The following is a 25,373-nucleotide window of genomic DNA, read 5'->3' on the forward strand; positions in this document are numbered from 1 at the left end:
ATCTGTAGGATCGTTCAACTGATCAGGAAAATGCTTAAATGATCAGTGTTAGCTCAATGAGCGGCATTTTTATTATCTGTTGATCTCAGCTTAACCCAAAGGTTAAGCCTTGAGACGAGAAAGCTAGAAGACTAAGAGTTAGCCTCGACCACCTTTAATCGCTTTAATGATTTCAGTCGTAGAGCAACCATCTTCAAAGTTAAGTACTTTAACTTCACCGCCAGCCGCAATCACTTCTGCACCACCAGCAATCTCTTCAGGTTTGTAATCACCACCTTTCACAAGAATGCTTGGAAGAACTTCAGAGATCAAACGTTGCGGTGTATCTTCAGAAAACGGAACAACCCAATCAACCGCACCTAAACCAGCCAGTACCGCCATACGACGATCGGTTGGGTTCACAGGACGACCGGGGCCTTTTAAGCGTTTCACTGATTCATCCGTATTCACAGCAACGATCAAACGATCACCCAACTCAGCAGCATGGTTCATGTAAGAGACATGTCCCGCATGCAGAATATCAAAGCAGCCATTAGTCATAACGACTTTCTCGCCTTTCGCACGAGCACGTTTCACCGCTTCAACTAGGGCAGCTTCAGAGATCACACCGTAGTCAGTATCTTGGCTACCATGAATCGCTTCCGCTAACTCAATCGTAGACAACGTCGATGTACCTAGCTTGCCGACTACCACGCCAGCTGCAGCATTTGCTAATGCACACGCCTCATCAAGTGGCTTACCTGCAGCAACTGAAGCTGCTAATACTGAAATAACCGTATCACCAGCACCAGTAACGTCATACACTTCTTTCGCTTGGGTCGGTAAGTGGAATGGTTCTACGCCTTTGCGGAGCAATGTCATGCCATGCTCACTACGAGTCACTAACAAGGCTTCAAAATCAAACTCTTCGATTAACGCGAGCCCTTTTTCGATCATTTCATCTTCAGACTTAACCTTTCCGGCAACCAGCTCAAACTCCGCCATGTTTGGCGTAAGTAATGTCGCACCACGGTAGCGTTCAAAATCTGCACCTTTAGGATCGATAAACACCGGAACGTTCGCTGCGCGCGCTTTTTGAATAAAGCTCTGCACATGCTCCAAAGCACCTTTCGCATAATCAGATAAGATTACCGAGCGTACATTAGGCAGTGCTTGCTCCATGCGAGATAAAACAAGCTCAGGATCCGTGTTCTCAAATTTGTCTTCAAAATCAAGACGAATCAACTGCTGTCCACGGCTCATGACACGCAATTTTGTGATGGTCGGGTAATCGTCCAACTCAACAAAATCACACTTAACCTTTAATGCACCCAAGGTATTTTTCAACACCTCAGCTGGCTCATCTTTTCCAGTCAAACCAACGATATGAGCATGACCACCAAGAGAGGCAATATTCATTGCTACGTTGGCAGCACCACCAGGGCGCTCTTCGTTATTTTCTACTTTAACAACGGGCACAGGTGCTTCTGGTGAAATACGGCCAGTAGGGCCATACCAGTAACGGTCAAGCATTACATCACCGACAACAAGAACGCCTGATTGGCTGTAGTCAGGTAGAATTGGTTTCATTGTGGATCTCCAAAAATCGAATCTGGCTAGAGTCTAGCACACTGATTACAGTGGCTAAACCATAGAAAAATGAGTGAAAGCCTAACTCGATAGATACTCTAGTAGCTAAGAAGTCGATAAGCGATCACTAAATGATAATGACGTAACCGTTAAGAAATAGTTCCGTTACGCTTCCATCCATTGCTTCCATGCTTGAACAACATGTTCCCTTTCCATTTTAAATTTATCAATCGCCACGTCCGCATCAAGGTTGAGTAGGTTGCGGTGATGGATTTCATCTCTTAATGCTGTATAGGCACTAGTTAATGCCATGCCTTGCTGTTCGTCCATAATTCCTTGTGACAACAGACTTTCAAAGATTCGTACATTGTCACACCAACGAGTCAACTTAGGTTTTTCATTACTGTATCGAAGTACTAAATATTGCGCCAAAAACTCAATATCGGTGATACCACCCGCATCTTGTTTCAGCATGAATCGATCGGTTTTTTTTCCACCGAGGTGCCCACGCATTTTTTCACGCATATCGACCACAGATTTTTTAAGTACAGCTTCATCTCGAGTCAAACACAAAATCTCATGGCGAGTCTTGTTAAATGCCGAAGCCAATAAGTCATCACCATAAATCATACGAGCGCGAGTCAAAGCTTGGTGCTCCCAAGTCCACGCATCATTGTGCTGATACTCGTCAAAAGCATCGGTTGGACTCACTAATAGACCAGAGACACCTGAAGGGCGCAAGCGAGTGTCGACCTCGTACAAAATACCAGAAGCAGTTCTGGTCGAGAAAATATGAATAATGCGCTGCGCCAATCTCAGATAAAATTGGCGTCCGTCGATCTCTTTTTTACCATCAGTATAGATGTGTACCGGGCAATCGTGCATGAATACGATATCGAGATCGGAGTTATAACCAAGCTCCCAACCGCCGACTTTGCCGTAACCAACCACGGCGAAGCCACGGCCTTCACGATCTTTAACGTGGGTAGGCTCCCCAAACTTGGCTGTCACTTGTAACCAAGCTTGATTAATGCCGGCCTCAACAATCGCTTCTGCTAAATAGGTTAGATGGTCGCTTACCTTCATAACAGGCAAAACGCCCGCAATATCAGCGGCTGCAATTCTCAAGATACAAGTCTGCTTAAACTGACGCAGCCCCTCCATCTGTTGTTCCATGTCATCTTCAGGAATACGGGCTAGATAATCACGTAACTCGGTCTTGTAAGACTCTAAAGGCACGGGATTATAGAGTTGCTGCGGATCAATAAGTTCATCTAGCAGAATTGGGTAACGACCCAACTGCTCCGAGATCATCGGGCTCGCTGTACATAAGCGAACGAGTTGAGTGAGGGCCGCTGGGTGCTCATCCAATAGCTCAAGATACGTGGTGCGCGTAACGATTTTTTGCAACAGATGCAGCACTCGAGACAAACCAAATTCAGCATCCTTGGCGGTGTAGAGCGCTTGAAACACTTTGGGCATTAATCGATTGAGTACTTCACGTCCACGAGGGCCAAGGGTTTTCTTAGCCAAATCAGCTTTGAATTGGATAATGGTTTTCGCCGCTTGCTGCGGGTTAGCAATCGCGATGTCATGCTCTAGAACCTGCTCAATCACATCTTGCTTATGAGCCATATCCCACAACTCACTAAAGTGACTCGCGATTGGGTTAGCATCATCTTCATCAACCCCAATTAGGTCTTCGAATACGGTGTGGACATTCGCCATATGAACACGGGTCGCATCAATCAAACCATCCCAATCTGCAAACTGCATGGCGACAGCAAGTTGCAATTGTTCGAAATCGCCATCAGGTAAGGTTTGAGTTTGCTTGTCAGCCATCGCTTGTAATAGGTTCTCAAGGCGGCGTAAAAACAGGTATGCCTCACGCAAGTGACCGACTTCTTCTGCTTCTAATAAATGAAGAGATTCAATCGCACTTAACGTCTCCAACAAACCTCGACCACGAAGGCTCGGTTCACGTCCACCACGAATCAGTTGAAAGACTTGAGCAATAAACTCGACTTCACGAATACCACCAGAGCCAAGCTTAATGTTGTTTGATAAGCCACGACGTCGCACTTCGCTACTGATCATCGACTTCATTCGACGCAAAGATTGAATGGCACTGAAATCAATGTAACGACGAAAAACAAACGGACGCAGCATCTGGCGGAGCTCTTGATACTCAGGATACATTTCGCTGCCCATCACACGCGCCTTAACCATTGCGTAGCGTTCCCAGTCACGGCCTTGTTCTTGGTAATAGTCTTCAAGAGCAGCATAGCTCATGACCAAAGGGCCGCTCTCCCCGAATGGACGCAAGCGCATGTCGACTCGATAACAGAATCCGTCAAAGGTTTGCTGATCAAGCGCCTTGATAATACGTTGCCCCAAACGCGTGAAGAACTGCGCGTTGGCGATACTTCTTCTTGCTCCTTGGGTTTCACCATTCTCAGGGTAAGTAAAAATTAGATCGATATCGGAAGAGAAATTCAGCTCACCGCCACCCAACTTGCCCATACCTATGATCAACATAGGCTGCGCTTCACCTTGCTCGTTACAAGGTGTGCCCCACTCTTTACAACAAATATCGTACTGCCATTGATAGGTCTCAAAGATCATCGCCTCTGCTAGCATCGACAAATGATTTAAGCTCTGTTCTAGATCCCATGAGCCCATAAAGTCACGCCAAGCAATGTAGGTCATCTCACGATTACGGAATTGACGCAGTACACGTTGACCGCTCATTTCATCAGCACAACCAGAAAGTAACTCGGCCAAACGCTTACGATACCCTTCCGCGCGCTCTTCACATCTCAGCATCTCTGGCAAGGTGCTGGATAAAATCGAGTCACGCTGTAAACAATCACCAATAAAACAGCTCAAGCCTAATACACGCTTGAGCTCGGCAATCAGTGACTCAGGCCAAGTGTTAATGGCGTCACTTTGATGCTCTAATAATTGCTCAAAAGCAGACAGGGAATGAGTGACGAGTAGAGAAGGCAATGGCATGTTTCTTCCTTGTGTAAGCTGCGCACCGAACAATTGGCTTGTCGGTTCAGTTCTTCAATAACGAGTTCTAAAAACTAATGATTAGTTATACCAAAGTTCTGCCAATAAAAAACGCCCACATTAGCAATGTGGGCGTTTTATCAGTGAACTTATCAAGTAAAGCCTTTATCTCTAATAACAAGTCTCCGTGGCCAAACCTCTAGGAATAGACCTTTAGATCTTACGAACTAGAGCTCAGACCGAAAGCTGGGGATTAAACCTTAAACTGCTTAATCTTACCGTCTAGCTCTTGTGCGTTGCTTTCCATGATCTCAGAAGTCTCGAGAAGCTCACCCACCACCACTACGGAGGCTTCAACAAGCTCACGAACATTGGTCAGATTGACACTCATCTCTTCCGCCACACTAGTTTGTTGGCCCGCAGCAGTCGCGATCTGGAAGTTCATATCATTAATCTGGTTTACCTGACTTACGATGCCATCAAGCTCAGAACCAGCGTTAGTCACTAGGTCTACGCCTTCAGCCGCTTCAACAACACTCTTTTCCATCAGCTCTACTGCCGAGTTAGCACTGCTTTGTAGATGGCTGATCATATCTTGAATTTCTACTGTCGCTTGCTGAGTACGTTGCGCCAGGTTACGAACCTCATCGGCAACAACCGCAAAACCACGTCCCGCTTCACCGGCACGCGCGGCTTCAATCGCTGCGTTCAAAGCCAATAGATTGGTTTGCTCTGAAATGCCTTGGATAGTACCAACCACACTGCCAATCGAGTCTACGCGCTCTTCTACTTGGTTTACCGCTGCTGCAGAGGCTGCGATGTCCGAAGAAAGCTCACTCATCTTAGAAACAGAACCTTGAACGAACTTCTGACCTGTTAGTGCTTGACCTGATGCTTGCTCAGTGAGAGAAGAAGCACTTTGCGCGTGCTCAGCCACGGTTTGCACAGTAGACGTCATCTCGCTCATTGCTGTCGCTAGTTGGTCGATTTCGTTAAATTCTTCCTGAGCTGAATCTTTGGTTTCGGACATGCTGATGGTCATCACTTCCGTCAGGGCAAACAACTCATCAGAAGAGGCCACCTGAGTTTTGATCATATCATTCAACTGGACTCGAGTTTTTTCGAGTTCTCGTGCCACATCACCGTATTCATCTTTACAATCCATATGAATTGGCACTGATAGGTTCTTATCTGCCATCGTTTTAATGGCGTCATTGAGGTATTGAGTTTGGCGAAGCATAACGCGCGCTGCCGCCAATAGAAGAACCACAAACACAATGATCATCAAGGCTGTTTGCCAAGCCACTTGAACTAGGTAAGTCTCGTAATGCTGCTGTGCAACTTGTGCATTGTTAGTGACTGCAAGTAATGAATCGTAAAACGCACTTGCGTCCCATAGCTGCTTCGAAATAATCAAGATAGTGCTGAAAACCATCAGCATGATCATTTTTGGAACGAGACGGATGTCCGAGATAATCCTTTCCCACGGCTTGAATGACAGTTTAGTCATTGTCAGTTCTCCATTAACTCTTATATATTGATGGCTTCTATATCCGCGAGATGGCTATGTCAGTCAAAGTTCGCGATTTATTTTGAGCCTCGTATGAATGTTAAATAGTATCAAAGACACCACTAAGCCGATGAGCTTATTATCACTGATTCTCTCTTTCTTAGCGTTATTTGTGATCTCAGGCTTATTGTTTGCACCGATTGATAAAGAATCGAAACAAGTTCTTATCGGCCTGGACTTTATAATCTGTAGCGTTTTTCTTTTTCAGCTCACTATTGATCTATTCAGATCACAAAATAAGAAAGAATATCTAAAAGTACACTGGATCGATTTCTTGGCAAGCATCCCTATGGTCGAGCCACTTCGATTCGCTCGCATTTTTCAGATCTTGCGCGTGATTCTCGTTCTTCGGTCAGGAAAACGTGTTTTCAGGGAGCTGTTTAGCAATCGAAAAGAAACGACACTCGCCTCAATTATTTTGCTATTGGTTATTCTCCTGACCATAGGTGCAGGAACAATACTGCTGCTAGAGCACAAGGATCCCAATGCCAACATTACCACTGGCCAAGATGCTTTATGGTGGGCTTTCGTAACGATTAGTACCGTGGGGTACGGCGATCATTATCCAGTGACGAGCTCAGGCAAGTTAGTCGCTTCTCTGGTGATCATTTGTGGTGTGGGTGTTTTTGGTATGATTTCAGGGTTGATTACTTCTTTGATCACCTCTCCAACTCGCCATGACAATCAACGAGCTGAAAACAAAGAGAAGCACCTTGAGAAGATCATTGAGCAACAACAGAAAATTCTCGAACGACTAGAAAAGCTGGAACAACAAACAAAAAAATAGGGCCGAAGCCCTATTTTCAATTTCATGTTGTTATGAAACTCAGTCTTGCCAATACGGCTCAACTTCTACACTTATTTGGCGTGTCTGTTCCATCGCATGCAGAATAGACACCTCTTGACGAGCTAACCAACGCTCTAGTTGAACCTTCTCATCGCCTTCTAATTTCTCAGTCAAAGGCTCTAATGTTTTAAGTGCCAGCAAATCGTCAATACCTTGCACCATATCGGCCCATGGCAAGCGGAAACTGTTTCGTTCAACGTCATCATACAAGCTCGCGAAACCAACGCCAGAATATAGATTTCGCATCAAGCGGTATTGCTGCTCAATATACGCTTGGCTGGTCATCACTCGTTCTGGCGGGAAGGCTTCCATCAAGTCGGCCCATGTGCGATCGAGTTGCTGCACAGAAAACCATTCGATACCACGACCCATTTGCTCACGTGCTTTTTCATCTAAGAATGGTTGCCAGCCACGAGACAAGATCCAGCGACTCAGATCTAGCAACAAACCTGTGTAGCGAGCAGAGCTCAACAGGGTAAGCAGCTCTTCGCGATCTGGAAGTTGCTCTTGCATCTCTTTAAGTTCAGCGACCAAAAACTTACGAGCATCCAATTTACGCAGTACGTGGCCTTTATCTTCAAGCAAATCTTCGAAGTGGTCATAGCTTTTCAGCCAGTTGAGCTCTTGCTCAAGCCACTTGAGCTCTTGGCGTAAAATAGCACTCGCGCGTCTTGGGACAATACCACCATAGATAGTGAAGGTTTGACGGATGAAACTCAGCGAGTGACTGATCTCATGTAACGCTTCAATTGATTGGCGCTCGGTGAAGATCTGCTCATGATAATGCCAATGAGCGAGAGCATGCTCTAAAGATTGAATAAAACACGATTCAACGGTATCACTTTTATCAGTATCAACTAAGGTCAAAGGAGTCACTTCATCTCCTTGATAACCTTGAGCAAGGCGGTAACCCTTAGCGGCTTTACTTAGATTACCTAAACGCATGCCACCTTGTTCACAGAATTGACGAGACAATGTAAATAGAGCATCTGTTTGACCGGACTTAAGTTCCAATTCGACTTCACAAATCGGTTCTTGCAGTTCGCCTGATTCAACAAAACCTTGATCGAATGCGACCTCGACTTGACTGCCATCAGGCATACCAATCAACCACTGCTCACGTGTGAAGTTGGTAGAAAATAGAGGAGTCAGCTCAGCTTGCAGCGTTTCGATGTCTTTACCCGCTGGCCAGATGTCCTCTGGATGTAGGGCTAGCTTAGGTTCATTGCTGTCATGTTCTGCATTGTATTCAGGCCTTTGATGCAGGCCTGCAACCACACGACCAGCCGTCTTTACGGTTTGTACAAATACGTCATCAAAGCGTCGAATGCGCAAGCCAGTATCGTGCTTACGTAACCAGTTATCGGGGGTGTCAAAGTAGATGTTACCTAGCTCACGACAACTGTGCTGAAGTACTTTAGTTTCAGCAATTTTATTGCGTAAAGTCTCTGAAAAATCAGGAGAAACAAAAAACTTCAGTTCTATCTCGGTTTCCATAGTTATACCTTTCTGTGAAGATAGGGACAGGATATTGCCAATTTGAAAACTCAGCAAGTCAGAAATATCGCCCTTATGATGATCTAAAACAGTTTTAATGAGACATTGATTAGGTTAACATGCGCGACTTTGTAGCCATCGCTTAACATTTCACCATGAATATGGTGTATGTTGTTTTAAGGTTATTATTTATTAGGTTGGATGACCATGCCAGTAAATACAATTATGGGGTTATTTGCAAAGTCCCCAATTAAACCTTTGCAGCGTCACGTAGTATGCGTGAACGAATGTTGTTCTCACCTAGTTAATTTCTTTGAAGTTTCTTCAAAAGGTGACTGGGAGAAAGTATCAGAAATTCGAGCTCAGATTTCTCACCTTGAGAAAGAAGCTGACGTACTAAAACGTGAAATTCGCCTTAAACTTCCTCGCGGTTTGTTTATGCCAGTTGATCGCACCGATATGTTGGAGCTATTAACTCAACAAGACAAACTAGCAAACCTAGCGAAAGACATTGCTGGCCGTGTATATGGTCGTCAACTTGTCATTCCTGCTCCTATGCAAGAAAACTTCATCGCTTACGTTAAACGTTGTCTAGATGCAGCGAACCAAGCACAAAACGTAATCAATGAACTAGACGAATTACTTGAAACGGGCTTTAAAGGCCGTGAAGTAACACTCGTTGCTGAAATGATTCATCAATTAGATGTGATTGAAGATGACACGGACGCGATGCAGATCGAACTACGCCAACAACTAATGGCGATTGAAGACGGTCTGAATCCAGTTGATATCATGTTCTTATACAAAATTCTTGAATGGGTTGGTGGTATTGCAGATCAAGCACAGCGTGTAGGCGCTCGTCTTGAAGTAATGCTTTCTCGATCTTAAATCATACGTTAACTATATAACGAAGAGCATTTTTTGAACAAACCACTTATGCGCTGAGTATTTCTCTCGCTGAGCGGTTTTTTGCGTCTAAATTTGTTCCGCTTGTTATCAAACAACTAGGTATTACGATGGATATCCTTGCTAACTACGGCACTGTCCTGATTATTGTTGCAGCAGCTTTCGGTTTCTTGATGGCTATTGGTATTGGTGCAAATGACGTTGCGAACGCAATGGGCACTTCAGTAGGCTCTAAAGCTCTAACCGTTAAACAAGCGATCATTATCGCAATGATCTTTGAATTCGCAGGTGCTTACCTTGCGGGCGGCGAAGTAACAGACACGATCCGTAAAGGTGTTATCGAAACATCTCTGTTTGCAGATCAACCTGACGTACTTGTGTACGGTATGATGTCTGCACTACTCGCTGCTGGTACATGGCTACTTCTAGCTTCATACATGGGCTGGCCAGTATCAACGACTCACTCCATCATCGGTGCAATCATCGGTTTTGCTTGTGTGTCTGTGGGTACTGAAGCTGTAGATTGGAACAGTGTTCAAGGCATTGTGGGAAGTTGGATTGTCACACCATTGATTTCCGGTATCTTCGCCTATCTCATATTTGTCAGTGCCCAGCGACTGATATTTGATACAGAAAACCCGCTATTCAATGCGAAGCGTTTTGTACCGGTATACATGTTCATCACTACAATGGTCATTGCACTTGTAACGATCAAGAAAGGTCTTAAGCACGTAGGCCTTCATCTAACCGGTACTGAAGCATGGTTATGGGCTGCAGGTGTTTCTGCTGTCGTCATGATTGGCGGTTACTTATACATTCAGAAGAAGTTTGCTAACCGCGAAGAAGACCACGGTTTTACTGGCGTAGAAGGTATCTTCAGCGTACTAATGGTTATCACAGCTTGTGCAATGGCATTCGCACACGGTTCAAACGATGTTGCCAACGCGATTGGTCCACTATCAGCGGTTGTTTCAACGGTTGAGCACATGGGCGAAATCTCAGGCAAGAGCACTATCGCATGGTGGATTCTTCCACTAGGTGGTATTGGTATCGTTGTTGGTCTTGCAACAATGGGGCATAAAGTAATGGCAACCGTTGGTACTGGTATTACAGAACTAACTCCTAGCCGTGGCTTTGCAGCTCAACTAGCGACCGCGTGTACGGTTGTACTTGCTTCTGGTACTGGCCTTCCGATTTCAACCACGCAAACATTAGTTGGTGCGGTATTAGGTGTAGGCTTTGCTCGTGGTATCGCAGCTCTAAACTTAGGCGTTGTGCGTAACATCGTAGCTTCTTGGATTGTGACGTTACCTGCAGGTGCTCTACTTGCTGTTGTATTCTTCTACGCAATTCAGGCTATGTTTACTAATTAATAGCCCTGACGCTAGTCAATATTAGCGTCAGAAAACGGTGAGCTTCAGTAAAGATATGTAAATACCATGTCATTATTGACTCAAACGCACAGAAAGGGAGGCTTTGCCTCCCTTCTTTGTTGCACCATATAAAAAAACTAAATATTATTTGCTCATTGAGGCTGACTCATACGCCTACCCAATTTGAATCGTTAAAGGATTTACTGTGAAAAAACTGATTAGCTTAGTTTTGTTCGCAATGCTTGCGGCTCCAGCTGCCTTTGCTCAAGACCGTTATATTGCTGACAAACTATTTACTTATATGCACTCTGGCCCAAACAATACTTTCCGTATCATAGGTAGTATTGATGCCGGTGAGAAAATCACCTACCTGCAAACGAACAAGAGCACGGGTTACACTCAGGTTCAAGATAACCGAGGACGCAAAGGTTGGGTTGAGAGTAAGTTCGTAAGCACGAAAGAAAGTATGGCACTGCGCATGCCTAAGCTAGAGAAAGAACTCTCTGAAGTAAAAGGCAAACTGGCAAATGCTCGCCAAAGTGCTGATAGCGAAAAAGCAGGTCTCGCAAGCTCTCTAGACTCTCGTAACAAGCAGATTGCTGAACTAGAGCAGAACTATAGTGAGATTAGCCAACAGCTAACGAGCTCTCAAACTGAGAACCGTCAACTACGCGCTAAGCTAGATACTCAAAAAGATGACTTACTATTGAAGTACTTCATGTACGGTGGTGGTGTTGCTGGTATTGGTCTACTTCTTGGTCTTGTTCTGCCACACATCATGCCTCGTCGTAGAAAGTCACCAAACGGCTGGGCGTAAGCCTCGCCTTTGCTAGTAGGTTCAGTATCGCTAGTAGGTTCCGTATCGAATATCAAAAAGGAGCACCGAGGTGCTCCTTTTTATTTGTCTGGATTTATCATTCAAGTCACAGCGCTAATACCTATTACAGCGCTAACATCAATCACAGCAAGTAATATCGATAGTACTAACCTTTCCACTCATACAAAGCTGGGATTTCTATTTTCTGCTGATTGAATTCAATGATTACCGATTGTGGTTTAATCTCAAGCAACTGAACACCCCGCTCGATCCATTCCCCTTGAGCAACTTCATGTCCATTCACTTTTACCCAACGCTTAGTTTCGCTACTCGAGTACATGTGAGTTTGTAAGTCTAACTTAGGTAATACACCTGACAATCTATTGCCATGTGTTTCTAAACCGATGACCTGAGAATCCATATTCCCCACAGGTCTAGAATCCATCGGTTCAGGTGAAACCGACTGCTCTCCCATCATTGATTCAAGCTTCAACGCTAAATCGGGTGGCAACTCGGTGAGGTCTAACCCTTTCAGTAAATCACGGTCCGATTGCAGCGTGGCATTATCATTATTCGTTCCAGGTTGAACTGACGGTTCAATAGATAATGGCTCTAAATTCGTTGCTGCTTGATTACTAGTATCTACATTTGCCAATATCGCTTTTGAGTCACTAGCGATATTACCGATGTCGGTGCCCATCTTTGCATGTATCTCTTGACGCGGTAGTGCTTTCAAAAGCTGGCTTACCGGTGCCGAGCGAACAGAGAATAATGCTTCATCGTCTGCATCCACTGACACTGCATCCACACTGGCAATGCCAGAACCGGCAATTTGAGGCTCAAAGTCTGATTGAAGCTTTGATTCAGGCAGAGCTCCGGAGGCAACGGGGCTAGCCGAGCCTTGCTGCTGTTGATTATACGACTGATAAACCAGAACGCCGCCCACCAATAAAGAAGGCACCAAGACAAGGACCAGTCCCATTGTTAACGATAAACCTCGTTTGTTGCTAATCCCTTTAGCAGAACTAGGCACGTGATGGTTTTGGTAACCTTTAAAGCTAGGTTTATTATTAGAAGACTGTTTAAGCTCGTGCATAATACGTGACATTAGCTTTCGCCTCCTTCTAATGACATCAACTTAGGCGAGTCGAGTTGAGCTAATCTCTGCAACCTTGCTAAGGTGCGCTTACCTGCGATGCCATCAACAGACATACCCTGCCAAGTTTGAAACGCTTCGATTTTCATTTTCAATTCATAGTCAAATACATCACTGCCCGATACGTCTTCACCCAAGACTTCTGAAAGCAATAGATCAAGTAAAGCAACCGCCTCACCTTGATAGCCCTCTTTCAGGGTCTCTCTTAGCGGCTGTTTCCAAATCGCGACATAATCACCTTGCCAAATTTGCTTTAAGGTGCGCTTAGGCATCACCAATAGCTTTTCGTTGACTAGGAGCTCAACAGACTCCTCAGACGCGCCATAAAGTACAGCAAACACAGGTTCTTGACCTAATTCCAGATTAAGAACCACGGGAACTCCAAGTTCAATCAAATATTCTAAATTGGCTTGATGTTGCTCACATACAAATACACTTTGTTGTTCACTCAAACATAGCCAATCACGAAGCGAAGATTCATACCCCCAAAGCGTGTATATGTCCCTAATTGCAAGCGTTTGATTATTCCCTTGCTTTAAGTGATTCTGAACATCTTGTGGTAATGCAAACTTCGAAGCCTTGAGATCTTGAACCGATATAGATTTATCATCCAATATCGGTGCTTCAGCCACAAATGAGCGTTGAGTATTCGCCGCTACTTCCGTTTTCACTTCACTGGAAGTATCCGCAGGCATCCATGAACTAATATAGGTTGGGGCGAAGTTAAAGGTCGCGATTACAAGGCCGACACTTAATGTGGCAATCCCCGCGTATTGGATTAATTTTGGAACTACATGAGTAGCACGAGTTTTCTCGACGTGATACACATCGGCCTGAAAGGCCATGATCTGCTGACAAGCTCGGTTAACCGTTTCATTACTCGGTGATTTATCACCATCATGGAAAGCCAATTGCAGCGCTTTATCACACACCAAGTTAATGAGCCTCGGAATACCATGGGTATATTGGGAGATAAGCTTGATTGAACGATTCGAAAACAACATCTGCTCACCACCAGCCGTTTCCAAACGAAACGCGATGTACTTACCCGTTTCTTCGATATTAAGAGGTAATAAGTGATAACGACCTGTAATCCGCTGCGCGAGTTGACGTAGCTGTGTGGTTTGTAAGTGTTGCTGTAATTCAGGTTGTCCAACCAACAGCACCTTTAATAGCTTACGACTATCGGTTTCTAAATTGGTCAGAAGGCGTAGCTGCTCCAACACATCAGCTGCAAGGTGTTGGGCCTCATCTATCACCAATAAGGTTTGAATGCCTTCAGCATGGCTATCAAGCAGGAAGTGATGAATTGCCTGACTCAGCTGTTTCAACGACGCTTGTTCAGGGTATTCGACCTCAAACTCATCGCAGATAGCTTCAAGTAAATCTGAATTGGAAAACGTAGGGTTGAGTATAAGGCCAGCTTGAGTCTGATGATCGAGTGATGACAACATCGCTTTGGCGACCGTTGTTTTTCCAGTACCCACTTCACCAGTAAGCATCGCAAAGCCCCCACCTTCGCCTAAACCGGCTTGTAGGTTCTGCATCGCTTCTTGATGGCGCTGACTTAAAAACAAATAGCGAGAATTTGGTACAATCGAAAATGGCATCTCAACGAAGCCAAAATATTCCTTATACATGTGCTGCCCTATAATTACGATTAATGGAAAGTACCATTGCTCGCAGTAAAGTCCAGCAGTGATAAAACATTTCGAGGTGATAAGTTGCAAATATACGATAGCCTACCAAAATACAATGGGCTACAGCGCTATCTAGTCGGTGGAGCGGTACGCGATAAGCTGCTCAATATTGATAGTTATGATAGAGATTGGGTCGTGGTAGGAAGTACCCCTCAGGAGATGGAAAGCCTTGGCTTTACTGCTGTCGGGAAAGATTTCCCTGTATTCTTACACCCAAAAACCAAAGAAGAGCACGCACTGGCTCGCACTGAGAAAAAATCCGGTTCGGGTTATACCGGTTTCGAATGTTACTTTGCACCTGATGTGAGTTTGGAAGAAGATCTCATGCGTCGAGATCTAACGATCAACGCCATCGCTCAAGATGACAAAGGCCAACTTTACGATCCTTACCATGGCCAAAAAGATCTCTCTGATCGTATTCTAAGGCACGTCTCGGATGCCTTTGTTGAAGATCCTCTTCGTGTGCTGCGTGTGGCTCGCTTCGCCGCCAAACTCCATCATCTCAACTTCACGGTTGCATCTGAAACCATGGTGATGATGAGTGAGATAGTGCAATCCGGTGAACTGGCACACCTCACTGCAGAGCGAGTTTGGCAAGAGTGGCATAAATCTCTTAGCACTCCCCACCCTGAAGTGTTCCTTTCTGTATTGAAAGAGTGTGGTGCGTTGGCTGTTGTATTGCCTGAAATTGACGCTCTGTTTGGTGTACCTCAACCTGAAAAATGGCACCCTGAGATCGACACGGGCATCCACACTCTGATGGTGGCTCAACAAGCTGCGCTATCAAGTTCATCATTGCCAGTACGTTTTGCAGCTCAAGTGCATGACTTAGGTAAAGGTGTCACGCCAGAAAGCGAGTGGCCAAGCCACAAAATGCATTGCCATACAGGCTTAAAAATCATTAAGAAACTGTGTGAAAGAGTCAGAGTGCCCAATGAATTCAGAGACCTCGCGTTGTTAGTGTGCGAACAGCATTCTAATATCCATCGTGCAGGCGAGCTAAAGCCAACCACCTTCCTCAAGGTTCTCAACAAGTTCGATGTTTGGCGTAAGCCAGATAGACTCGACGATATACTGCTTTGCTGCCAGGCCGATCACGCAGGCCGAAAAGGATTAGAAAATCAGCCGTATCCTCAAAAAACGCGTTTTGAAGTGGCTTACCAAGCAGCACTTCAAGTCGAAGTTAAAGCGATTATTGCCGATGGTTTTCAAGGTAAAGACATTCGGGAAGAACAAGAGAAGCGCAGAGCTGCCGCGATTGAGATTGCCCTATTAGAACTCGCTGATAATTGATCGTAATAACACTGGTTACCATGCATTAAAAAACCCGCGACTAAGCGGGTTTTTCCGTTTCAATCTGTAGGACGAAACATTTGTCTTCGTAAGTCGAGCGCTACTGCATCATCAAGAAAGCAAATAGACCAAAACCTAAAATCAGGCGGTAGATAACAAACGGCGTCATTCCCATACGAGAGATAAGCTTCAAGAAGAAGTGAATACAGATATAAGCACTAATGAAAGAAACCACGATTCCCGTTAGCAAAGTACCAACATGGATTGGATCACCACTGGTCACTAACTTCAGGCCCAAATAGCCACCAGCCAGAGTGATGATTGGGATAGACATCAAGAAAGAGAATCGAGCCGCCGCTTCACGTGTGAAACCAAGGTAAAGTGCTGCGGTGATCGTTGCGCCAGAACGAGACGTACCAGGGATAATAGCCATTGCTTGAGCAAGACCAATAAACAGCGCCTTTTTCCAACCCGCTTGGTATTCGTCATCACGCAGGCTTGAGTTCTTATCCACCCACCATAGCAACAGACCAAAGATAATGGTGGTCGTCGCTATCACCCATGCACTGCGCAAGTAAAGCTCAACAATATCTTTCATCAACAAACCAAAGATACACGCAGGAATCGTCGCGAGAATGATCATCCACGCCAGCTTTGCTTCTTTACTGCGATCGCCTTTAAACACTGAACCAAAAAATGCGCTCAACAGAGAGACCACTTCTTTGCGAAAATAGATAACGACAGCTGCCAAAGTACCGACATGGACCGCCACATCAAAAGCCAAGCCTTGATCTTCCCAACCTAAAACAGCCGAAGGAAGGATTAAGTGTGCAGAACTGGAAATAGGTAAAAACTCAGTAAAGCCTTGCACCAACGCCAACATAAACGCTTCAAAATAACTCATTACTTACCCTAAAAAATTATAGTGTTATATCAACGACAGAGAGCGTATCTAATTGCTGCATCTTCTGCCATATTTCACTGACGGTTCTTCCATCTTGCGGGATCACTCTCGCAGGACAAAGATCATAAAGTGGTTGTGTTACAAAAGGATATTTATAGATATCACTGCGTGGTAATTCTGGATCGCTCTCTGATACCACCTCTCCAAACAGCACAATATCAAGATCGAGCTTTCGATCTTGAAGCTTATGGGCATCTTGAGGGCGACCCCATTTAAACTCAATTTCACGCAGGTGCTGTGAAAATTCAGTCAATGAGAGTGATGTATCGATCTCAACCACAAAGTTATAAAACGAGTGGCTTTTAAACCCCACAGGCTCACAGTGATAGATCTTAGAGCATTTAAGGTTAGTTCCTAATGATTGAAGCTCTGTCCATGCCACCCTTGCATGCTTGTCGCGGTCTATGTTCGTGCCAACACCAACATAGGCTATTGTCATGCTTGGCCTCTTTCGATGATCACACCCACGGCTTTTGCTTGTGGTACTGCGCCAGGCTTCGCTAGACGAATTTTAACCCAAGGCACTGAGAACTGAGTCATAATCAATTCAGCGACTTCTTCTGCCACACGCTCAACTAATAGGAATCGGCCATTCGCAATGTGGTCAAGCACGGCAGTGCTGACTGTCGAGTAATCCAAAGCATCGACAACATCATCACTCTTACCTGCTGGGCGATTGTCATGAGCCATTTCAATATCAAGCACAAGTTTTTGTTTAATCTCTTGTTCCCAATCGTAAACACCGATCGTTGTAATTACTTCTAGCTGTTCAATGAAAACTTTATCCAGTGCCATGACTTGTCCTTTTAGAGGTCGGATACCCATACCGGGGAAAAAAACGTATTATTTGCGTAATTCCAGATATGATATCAATTACTCTTAGATTGAGCATTATTTTCCCATCGTTAGGCTTATAACTGTTTAAGGAAAAACATGACCCCATTGGCACTCATCATGATTATTGCTGCCTATTTACTAGGTTCAATCTCTAGTGCGGTCTTGATATGCCAAGTCTTAAGACTTCCTGACCCAAGAACTGTGGGGTCCAATAACCCCGGAGCCACCAATGTGCTTCGCGTGGGTGGCAAAGGCGCTGCTGCGGCCGTCTTGCTTTGTGACATGCTTAAAGGCACCATTCCTGTTTGGCTTGGCTACTACCTCAAGATCGATCCCATCATTTTAGGTGTTGTGGCGATCGCAGCCTGTCTTGGTCATATGTATCCAATATTCTTCCACTTTAAAGGTGGTAAAGGCGTGGCAACGGCACTCGGAGCTATCGCTCCAATTGGATTCGATCTAACAGGCATGATCATGGCGACCTGGTTGGTTGTGGCATTTTTGTTTCGTTATTCTTCTTTAGCCGCACTGGTTACTGTATTGCTCGCACCTTTCTACGCTTGGTTAGTCAAACCTCAATACACACTGCCTGTGGCCATGTTGTGTTGTTTGATCGTCCTACGTCACCATCAGAATATCCGCCGCCTTCTCGATGGCAGCGAACCAAAGCTCGGGCAAAAAAAATCGGCTTAAACTGCCATGTCTAAGCCGAACCATTTTTAAACGGAGATACGTTTAAACCAACGTAAATCTTTGTCGAACAATACTATTCAATATTTAAAGCTTACAGCAGATGTTTATCTAAAAACGTCTTCAGCATTGTGTTCACAAACTCTGGTTGCTCTAGCGAACTAATGTGACCAGCACCAGGAATCACCACTAACTCACTGCCCGTAATGCAATCATGCATTAGGTATGACTCCAGTGCCGGACGCGGCTTATCTTCTTGTCCAACCGCAATCAAAACTGGCAGTGCAAAGTTCTCTACCGCTTCAATCATGTCACGACGCCCAAACACCATCCGACCGATTCGCGCGACTTCTTCCGCTTTATCACCTTGCAGTTCAGACAAATGCTGAGTAAAGCTCTCAACCAAAGCTGGTGAGTTTGTTTGAGCATCATTAGCAAAGAACAGTGGAACTACGGCTTCAACAATCGGTTGAGGAACCATTTTGGTTTGAGTAATGGTGTCTAACATACTGAAGTATTTAGCATGAGCAACTTCTGGCTCTAAGCCAACAAAGGTATCCATAAGTACCAAAGACTTGATTCGAGCAGGTGCTAACTCCGCTAACTCAGTTCCCCACATACCGCCAACCGATAAGCCAACCACAGAGAATTCTTCGATCTCTAAATGATCAAGCAGAGCCAAAACGTGCTGAGCGTAATCTTTCAAGTTACGCATCGAAGCTGGTGCAGCTTGTGATTCACCATGAGACCAAAGCTCTGGAACAATACAGCGATACTGAGTTTTTAATGCATCGATCTGCGGCTTCCACATTGCACTGTCCCAAAGGTAGCTGTGGCCTAACACAACAACAGGGCCTTGACCTTCATCTAGGTACGCCATCGACTGATTGTCTACTGTAAACTTGTTCATTTTCTTCCCTAATCTCTATTAGCAATTATTTATCGACACATAGTCGGTAAGCTAGGATATAAAAACGGCCGCACAAGGCGACCGTTTATCGAAACACACTGGTTTATTCTGCGCTTAGCTTTTGTTGATCGACGGTTTCTCGTTGAACGATTGCTACTAGCCAAGCAATTGCTACTAGCTAAGCAATTGGCTCTAGTTGGTCAATTGGCCAACGCGGCGTGGCATGAACAGACAAATCAGCCGTTTCACCATTTTTAAGGCGTTGCATACCCGCATAAGCAATCATCGCACCGTTATCAGTACAGAATTCAGTTCGTGGGTAGTACACCTCTCCACCGATTTTCTTCGCTAGCGCTTCAAGCTCAATACGTAGCTGTTTGTTGGCACTAACACCGCCAGCAATCACGATACGTTTCATGCCCGTCTCTACCAAGGCACGCTTACACTTGATTACCAAGGTCGCACAAACCGCTTCTTGGAACGCATAAGCGATGTCAGCACGAGTTTGGTCATCATTGTCATTAGCACGAATGGTATTTGCCGCGAACGTTTTCAAGCCCGAAAAGCTCATATCTAGACCCGGACGATCGGTCATTGGACGTGGGAACTTAAAACGACCTGGCGTGCCTTTTTCTGCGAGTCGAGATAGCAGTGGACCACCTGGGTAATCTAAGCCCATTAGCTTCGCGGTTTTATCAAACGCTTCACCCGCCGCATCATCAATCGATTCACCAAGAATTCGGTATTCACCAATGCCTTTCACTTCTACCATCATGGTATGACCGCCAGAAACCAGCAGAGCAACAAATGGGAATGGTGGAGGATTATCTTCTAGCATTGGCGCAAGAAGGTGACCTTCCATATGGTGCACTGGCACAGCAGGCACGCCCCACGCATAGGCAATACTGCGACCAATCGTTGCGCCCACAAGCAATGCACCAACCAAACCAGGGCCAGCCGTGTAAGCCACGCCATCAATATCTTTCGACGTTAGGTTCGCTTCTGCCAATGCCGCTTTAATCAGTGGAATGGTTTTTTTTACGTGGTCACGCGACGCTAGCTCAGGTACCACACCACCGTAATCGGCGTGCAGCTTTACTTGGCTGTATAACTGATGAGAAAGCAGCCCTTGCTCATCATCATAAATTGCGATTCCTGTTTCATCACAAGAGGTTTCAATACCAATAATGCGCATAATTTTCTCGGCACGCTTTCGTCTAAAATGGGAAATTAGCGCAATATTACCCTGCCTAAGCTCTTCAAACAAATATTGTACAGACTATAATCGACAAAGTGCTTTACAAAGCCACTGTGATCGGATTAAAATTCCGCACCATTTTTGATCAAGCTGGTTAATGACCAAACGCGAATAGAGAGTTAGCTCGATGGGTAACTTCTCTGATTTGGTACTGAATAACCAGCGATAATGAATAACCCCTGAGGTGAAAGGCATATGCCAATAGTTAAAGTACGTGAAAACGAACCGTTCGACGTTGCACTACGTCGTTTCAAGCGCTCTTGTGAAAAAGCAGGTATCCTTTCTGAAGTGCGTCGTCGTGAGCATTACGAAAAGCCAACTACAGTTCGCAAACGCGCTAAAGCAGCAGCTCAAAAGCGTCACGCTAAAAAGCTAGCTCGCGAAAACGCACGTCGCGTTCGTCTGTACTAATAACTTAATCCATAAGGACTGAGTTATGGCTCTTATTGAACAACTCAAAGAAGAGCAAAAATTAGCGATGAAAGCCAAGGACAAACCGCGCCTTGGCACTATCCGCTTAGCTCTTTCAGCAATTAAGCAACGTGAAGTTGACGAACGGATCACTCTGAACGACGACGACATTGTTGCTATATTAGTTAAAATGGTTAAGCAACGTCGCGATTCTGTTGCTCAATATGAATCGGCAAATCGTCAAGATCTTGCTGACGTGGAAAAAGCAGAAATTACGGTACTTGAAGGCTTTATGCCTCAACCGCTAACTGAAGAAGAAGTTATTGCACTACTTGATAGCGCAATTGCAGAAGCTCAACCTGCGGGCATGCAAGACATGGGTAAAGTAATGGCTATCTTGAAACCACAAATTCAAGGGCGTGCAGATATGGGTAAAGTTAGTGGTTTAGTTCGTTCTAAACTCGCTTAATCCCAAATCAAATTGCAACAAGCCGTGCAATCCTTCGGAACGCACGGCTTGTTTGTATCTGTAACCTATTCAAACTATTATTATCCACACTCTCAGTTAGTGCATTTTTCTAAGGTTTTATGGCAGGACACATCCCGCGTAGTTTCATCGATGATCTCCTAGCGCGTCTCGACATTGTCGATATTGTGGACGCACGCGTGAAACTTAAGAAAAAAGGCAAAAACTATGGTGCTTGTTGCCCATTTCACAACGAAAAGACCCCTTCTTTCAGCGTAAGCCAAGAAAAACAGTTTTATCACTGCTTTGGTTGTGGCGTACACGGCAATGCCATCGACTTCATTATGGAGTTCGAACGTCTCGATTTTGTTGAAGCGATTGAAGAGCTGGCCTCATTTTTAGGACTTGATGTTCCTAGAGAACAGCGCAGCGGTGAAATATCCATGGCGCCAAGAGCCAACAGCGAACAAAAACGTAACCTCTACGATTTGATGGGCGGCATCAGTAATTTTTACCGCTCTCAGCTGAAAATCTCAGCGAACAAACCTGCGATTGATTATCTAAAAAATCGCGGTCTTTCTGGTGAAATCGTACAGAAATTTGGCATTGGCTACGTCGCTGATGAATGGGACTTGGTTCGTAAGAACTTTGGCCAACAGAAAGAAGCCCAAGACATGCTCGTGACTGGCGGCATGCTAATCGAGAACGATAAAGGTAACCGATACGACCGATTCCGTGGACGCGTCATGTTCCCGATTCGTGATCGTCGTGGCCGTGTGATTGGTTTTGGTGGTCGTGTATTAGAAGACGGCACACCCAAATACCTCAACTCACCAGAAACGCCTATCTTCCATAAAGGTAAAGAGCTTTACGGCCTTTATGAAGTGCTGCAAGCCTACCGTGAACCGCCGCAAATACTTGTGGTTGAAGGTTACATGGATGTCGTGGCACTCGCGCAATATGGTGTCGATTACGCGGTTGGTACACTAGGTACGGCAAGCTCTAATGAGCACCTGCAAACCTTATTTAGACAAACTAGTACTGTAATTTGTTCATTTGATGGTGATAACGCAGGCAAGAAAGCTGCTCGCGGCGCAATGGAACATGCCTTAGAGTATTTGAATACTAATAAAACTCTAAAAGTAATGTTCTTACCTGACGGTGAAGATCCTGACTCTTTTGTTAGAACATATGGAAAAGAAAGGCTTGAGATAGAGATGAATAATGCTCTTTCCCTACCTGATTTCTTATTAAAGGACATACTTGAAAGAGTTGTAGATAACAGCAGTCGAGAAGGTAAAAGACATGTAGTTACTCTAGCTGCCCCTCTGCTAGATAAAACCAAAGATCCTTCCCTAAAAGCTTATCTATGGAACGAACTCGCATTAAGAGTAGGCTGGAGTAACGACCAGGTTGATAAATTTCTTTTGGAATTAAAGCGACAAGGGGCTTCTAGTAACAGAGAGCCCGTCAAACCTCAACCGCATAAAGAGCTGAAGCGCACTCCAATGCGTGAAGTTATCGCTTTGCTTATCCAAAATCCGAGCTATGCTGATATGGTACCGGATTTATCAAGTGTCAAAGGCTTACAGTTGCCTGGGCTAAGTTTATTCGTCGAAGTACTTGATAAATGCCATGCGCATCCCCATATCAACACAGGCCAATTATTAGAGCATTGGCGACACAATAAACATGAGGCGCTTCTGTCTCGTCTCGCGAGCTGGGAAATCCCCCTCGACGAAGACAATCAAGAAGACATATTTTTAGACTCATTGGACAATATCCTTGCCCAGTGCGTTGAAAAACAAATTGAAAACCTGCAGGCCAAAGCAAGAAGTGTCGGTTTATCAGCCGAAGAAAAAAGGGAGCTACTAGCTTTAATGCTAGATCTAAAAGCGTAACCCTGTTTGATTAGTCAGCATTTAATAAATTTGTTAACATAATTGGTTTGCATTTGAGAATGCAACGTCCTTCACCAGACCTGAAGTTGGATATCATCTATGGATCAAAATCCGCAGTCACAGCTTAAATTACTTGTTATTAAAGGCAAGGAACAAGGCTATCTGACCTACGCCGAAGTAAACGACCACCTACCTGCAGAAATCGTGGATTCTGAACAGGTAGAAGACATCATTCAAATGATCAACGACATGGGTATCAAGGTAGTAGAAACTGCACCTGACGCTGATGATCTAGCACTTAATGATGACGATGCCAATATAGATGAAGATGCAGCTGAAGCTGCTGCTGCTGCGCTTTCAAGCGTAGAAAGCGAGATTGGCCGTACAACTGACCCAGTTCGTATGTACATGCGTGAAATGGGTACAGTTGAACTACTGACTCGTGAAGGCGAAATCGACATTGCGAAGCGTATTGAAGATGGTATCAATACCGTTCAATTATCTGTCGCTGAGTACCCAGGCACGATTCCATACATCTTGGAACAGTTTGACCGCGTACTCGCTGAAGAGATTCGCTTAACAGATCTAATCAATGGCTTTGTTGACCCAGACGACGATGGCACAGCTGCGCCAACGGCGACTCACATCGGTTCAGAACTTGCTAAAACTGATCTAGAAGACGAAGACAAAGAAGAAGCAGAAGACGACGAGGAAGAAGAAGAGGAAGATACAGGTATTGATCCTGAGCTTGCTCTTGAGAAGTTCACAGCACTTCGCACTAGCTACCAAAACCGTCAACTAGCAATCAATGAATACGGCCATGAAAGTCCGAAAGCCACACTTGCAACGACAATGATGCAAGACGTATTCAAAGAGTTCCGTCTAACGCCAAAACAGTTCGATTACCTAGTAAACGAACTGCGTACTTCAATGGATCGCGTACGTACTCAAGAACGCCTAATCATGCGTCAAACGGTTGAGTACGGCAAAATGCCGAAGAAATCTTTCATTGCTCTATTTACTGGTAATGAATCTAGCGAAGCATGGTTGGACGAAGTTCTTGCTTCAGACAAACCATACGCTGAAAAGATCAAACGTAACGAACACGACATCCGTCGTTCTATCCAAAAGCTGGATATAATCGAACGTGAAACGTCTCTTACTGTTCAAAGCATTAAAGATATCAGCCGTCGTATGTCTATCGGTGAAGCGAAAGCTCGTCGTGCGAAGAAAGAGATGGTTGAAGCGAACTTACGTCTAGTAATCTCGATTGCTAAGAAGTACACAAACCGTGGTCTACAATTCCTGGATCTAATCCAAGAAGGTAACATCGGTCTGATGAAAGCAGTAGATAAGTTTGAATACCGTCGTGGTTACAAGTTCTCTACTTACGCTACGTGGTGGATCCGTCAAGCAATCACTCGTTCGATTGCCGACCAAGCTCGTACTATCCGTATTCCGGTTCACATGATCGAAACGATCAACAAACTAAACCGTATCTCTCGTCAAATGCTACAAGAGATGGGTCGTGAACCACTTCCGGAAGAGTTGGCTGAGCGCATGCAAATGCCTGAAGACAAGATCCGTAAAGTACTGAAAATCGCTAAAGAGCCTATCTCAATGGAGACACCAATCGGTGACGACGAAGATTCGCACCTAGGTGATTTCATCGAGGATACAACGCTAGAACTGCCTTTAGACTCTGCAACGGCAACAAGCCTGCGCGGCGCAACTAAAGACGTTCTTGCAGGCCTAACTCCTCGTGAAGCGAAAGTACTGCGTATGCGTTTCGGTATCGACATGAACACTGACCACACTCTAGAAGAAGTGGGTAAGCAGTTCGACGTTACTCGTGAACGTATCCGTCAGATCGAAGCAAAAGCACTGCGAAAACTTCGTCACCCAAGCCGCTCAGAAACTCTGCGTAGCTTCCTAGACGAGTAATTACACGCTTTAGTGTGGTTAGCTTTTAAGCATAAAATAAAAAAGGTGAGCGTTGGCTCACCTTTTTTGTACCTGTATGATTTAAGTGGCTAAGATGTAAGCGGAATTGCCCCTCATAGTGTCTAGACACCAATGAATGCTTCCCCTATAATCTATGCCCTACGGCCCCTTAGCTCAGTGGTTAGAGCGCACGACTCATAATCGTTCGGTCCCCAGTTCAAATCTGGGAGGGGCCACCAAATTCCGATA

21 protein-coding genes and 1 tRNA gene are annotated in these 25,373 nt (G+C 45.0%); 11 read left to right on the forward strand and 11 right to left on the reverse strand.

The genetic code is table 11. From position 1 onward, the window contains the following. Positions 1-138 precede the first annotated feature (138 nt). From hldE to AB6D80_RS19220, 3 genes are all read right to left on the reverse strand, one after another. Positions 139-1,569: a bifunctional D-glycero-beta-D-manno-heptose-7-phosphate kinase/D-glycero-beta-D-manno-heptose 1-phosphate adenylyltransferase HldE gene (gene hldE, locus AB6D80_RS19210; protein WP_009848977.1), complete on the reverse strand. Its 1,431-nt coding sequence runs from the start codon at positions 1,567-1,569 to the stop codon at positions 139-141. 165 nt (positions 1,570-1,734) lie between these two features. Beyond that, on the reverse strand, positions 1,735-4,584 hold the full coding sequence (gene glnE, locus AB6D80_RS19215; protein ID WP_372189314.1) for a bifunctional [glutamate--ammonia ligase]-adenylyl-L-tyrosine phosphorylase/[glutamate--ammonia-ligase] adenylyltransferase: 2,850 nt from the start codon (positions 4,582-4,584) through the stop codon (positions 1,735-1,737). A 253-nt stretch (positions 4,585-4,837) separates the two neighbouring features. Further along, positions 4,838-6,094 carry a methyl-accepting chemotaxis protein gene (locus tag AB6D80_RS19220; protein ID WP_012603193.1) on the reverse strand — a complete coding sequence of 419 codons (1,257 nt, stop codon included), beginning with the start codon at positions 6,092-6,094 and terminating at the stop codon, positions 4,838-4,840. 97 nt (positions 6,095-6,191) lie between these two features. On the opposite strand from AB6D80_RS19220, the gene AB6D80_RS19225 reads away from it, so the two are divergent. Beyond that, on the forward strand, positions 6,192-6,941 hold the full coding sequence (locus AB6D80_RS19225; protein WP_017100419.1) for a potassium channel family protein: 750 nt from the start codon (positions 6,192-6,194) through the stop codon (positions 6,939-6,941). 39 nt (positions 6,942-6,980) lie between these two features. On the opposite strand, the gene AB6D80_RS19230 is transcribed toward AB6D80_RS19225, so the two are convergent. Then, the gene (locus AB6D80_RS19230) at positions 6,981-8,498 is read right to left on the reverse strand and encodes a CYTH domain-containing protein (RefSeq protein ID WP_372189315.1); all 1,518 of its coding nucleotides are present in this window, start codon (positions 8,496-8,498) and stop codon (positions 6,981-6,983) included. Between the two features lie 207 nt (positions 8,499-8,705). Between AB6D80_RS19230 and AB6D80_RS19235 the strand changes: the two genes are divergently transcribed. From AB6D80_RS19235 to AB6D80_RS19245, 3 genes are all read left to right on the forward strand, one after another. Continuing rightward, entirely contained in the window at positions 8,706-9,386 is a 681-nt protein-coding gene (locus AB6D80_RS19235) for a TIGR00153 family protein (protein WP_372189316.1), read from the forward strand. Between the two features lie 128 nt (positions 9,387-9,514). Further along, positions 9,515-10,777 (forward strand): inorganic phosphate transporter, encoded by a 1,263-nt coding sequence (locus AB6D80_RS19240; protein ID WP_372189318.1) that lies wholly within the window; start codon positions 9,515-9,517, stop codon positions 10,775-10,777. A 205-nt stretch (positions 10,778-10,982) separates the two neighbouring features. Further along, positions 10,983-11,594: a TIGR04211 family SH3 domain-containing protein gene (locus AB6D80_RS19245; RefSeq protein ID WP_012603188.1), complete on the forward strand. Its 612-nt coding sequence runs from the start codon at positions 10,983-10,985 to the stop codon at positions 11,592-11,594. Positions 11,595-11,760: 166 nt separating this feature from the next. Here AB6D80_RS19245 and AB6D80_RS19250 read toward each other — a convergent pair whose 3' ends face one another. After that, positions 11,761-12,702 carry a general secretion pathway protein GspB gene (locus AB6D80_RS19250; RefSeq protein ID WP_372189320.1) on the reverse strand — a complete coding sequence of 314 codons (942 nt, stop codon included), beginning with the start codon at positions 12,700-12,702 and terminating at the stop codon, positions 11,761-11,763. Beyond that, positions 12,702-14,390 carry an AAA family ATPase gene (locus tag AB6D80_RS19255; RefSeq protein ID WP_372189322.1) on the reverse strand — a complete coding sequence of 563 codons (1,689 nt, stop codon included), beginning with the start codon at positions 14,388-14,390 and terminating at the stop codon, positions 12,702-12,704. Before AB6D80_RS19255 ends, AB6D80_RS19250 begins: the two co-directional genes overlap by 1 nt. A gap of 36 nt (positions 14,391-14,426) precedes the next feature. Between AB6D80_RS19255 and AB6D80_RS19260 the strand changes: the two genes are divergently transcribed. Beyond that, positions 14,427-15,743: a multifunctional CCA addition/repair protein gene (locus AB6D80_RS19260; protein WP_017100424.1), complete on the forward strand. Its 1,317-nt coding sequence runs from the start codon at positions 14,427-14,429 to the stop codon at positions 15,741-15,743. A gap of 100 nt (positions 15,744-15,843) precedes the next feature. Here AB6D80_RS19260 and AB6D80_RS19265 read toward each other — a convergent pair whose 3' ends face one another. Genes AB6D80_RS19265 through folB form a run of 3 tightly spaced genes read right to left on the reverse strand, consistent with a single transcriptional unit; the run spans position 15,844 to position 17,502 of the window. Further along, positions 15,844-16,647 (reverse strand): undecaprenyl-diphosphate phosphatase, encoded by an 804-nt coding sequence (locus AB6D80_RS19265; RefSeq protein WP_004735967.1) that lies wholly within the window; start codon positions 16,645-16,647, stop codon positions 15,844-15,846. Positions 16,648-16,663: 16 nt separating this feature from the next. After that, positions 16,664-17,146: a 2-amino-4-hydroxy-6-hydroxymethyldihydropteridine diphosphokinase gene (gene folK, locus AB6D80_RS19270; protein ID WP_012603184.1), complete on the reverse strand. Its 483-nt coding sequence runs from the start codon at positions 17,144-17,146 to the stop codon at positions 16,664-16,666. After that, positions 17,143-17,502 carry a dihydroneopterin aldolase gene (gene folB / locus AB6D80_RS19275; RefSeq protein WP_372189324.1) on the reverse strand — a complete coding sequence of 120 codons (360 nt, stop codon included), beginning with the start codon at positions 17,500-17,502 and terminating at the stop codon, positions 17,143-17,145. Before folB ends, folK begins: the two co-directional genes overlap by 4 nt. Positions 17,503-17,640: 138 nt before the next feature. Between folB and plsY the strand changes: the two genes are divergently transcribed. Beyond that, positions 17,641-18,237 (forward strand): glycerol-3-phosphate 1-O-acyltransferase PlsY, encoded by a 597-nt coding sequence (gene plsY, locus AB6D80_RS19280; protein ID WP_017100426.1) that lies wholly within the window; start codon positions 17,641-17,643, stop codon positions 18,235-18,237. 91 nt (positions 18,238-18,328) lie between these two features. Here the strand turns inward: plsY and AB6D80_RS19285 are convergent, their stop codons facing one another. Continuing rightward, positions 18,329-19,144, reverse strand: a complete 816-nt coding sequence (locus tag AB6D80_RS19285) for an alpha/beta fold hydrolase (RefSeq protein ID WP_017100427.1) — start codon at positions 19,142-19,144, stop codon at positions 18,329-18,331. Positions 19,145-19,322: 178 nt separating this feature from the next. After that, positions 19,323-20,339 carry a tRNA (adenosine(37)-N6)-threonylcarbamoyltransferase complex transferase subunit TsaD gene (tsaD, locus tag AB6D80_RS19290; RefSeq protein ID WP_004735972.1) on the reverse strand — a complete coding sequence of 339 codons (1,017 nt, stop codon included), beginning with the start codon at positions 20,337-20,339 and terminating at the stop codon, positions 19,323-19,325. Between the two features lie 258 nt (positions 20,340-20,597). Between tsaD and rpsU the strand changes: the two genes are divergently transcribed. The 5 genes from rpsU to AB6D80_RS19315 all read left to right on the forward strand — a co-directional run bounded on the left by rpsU (position 20,598) and on the right by AB6D80_RS19315 (position 25,363). Beyond that, positions 20,598-20,813, forward strand: a complete 216-nt coding sequence (gene rpsU / locus AB6D80_RS19295) for a 30S ribosomal protein S21 (RefSeq protein WP_004396009.1) — start codon at positions 20,598-20,600, stop codon at positions 20,811-20,813. Between the two features lie 25 nt (positions 20,814-20,838). Next, positions 20,839-21,282: a GatB/YqeY domain-containing protein gene (locus AB6D80_RS19300; RefSeq protein WP_017100428.1), complete on the forward strand. Its 444-nt coding sequence runs from the start codon at positions 20,839-20,841 to the stop codon at positions 21,280-21,282. Between the two features lie 119 nt (positions 21,283-21,401). Further along, a complete protein-coding gene (gene dnaG, locus AB6D80_RS19305; RefSeq protein ID WP_017098283.1) occupies positions 21,402-23,180 on the forward strand; it encodes a DNA primase in 1,779 nt (592 codons plus the stop codon). Between the two features lie 99 nt (positions 23,181-23,279). Beyond that, positions 23,280-25,124 (forward strand): RNA polymerase sigma factor RpoD, encoded by a 1,845-nt coding sequence (gene rpoD, locus AB6D80_RS19310; protein WP_009847799.1) that lies wholly within the window; start codon positions 23,280-23,282, stop codon positions 25,122-25,124. Positions 25,125-25,287: 163 nt separating this feature from the next. Further along, positions 25,288-25,363 (forward strand) — tRNA-Ile (locus tag AB6D80_RS19315). Positions 25,364-25,373 lie beyond the last annotated feature (10 nt).

This window comes from Vibrio sp. 10N.247.310.17, from assembly GCF_041466605.1.
Taxonomy (GTDB): Bacteria; Pseudomonadota; Gammaproteobacteria; order Enterobacterales; family Vibrionaceae; genus Vibrio; species Vibrio tasmaniensis_A.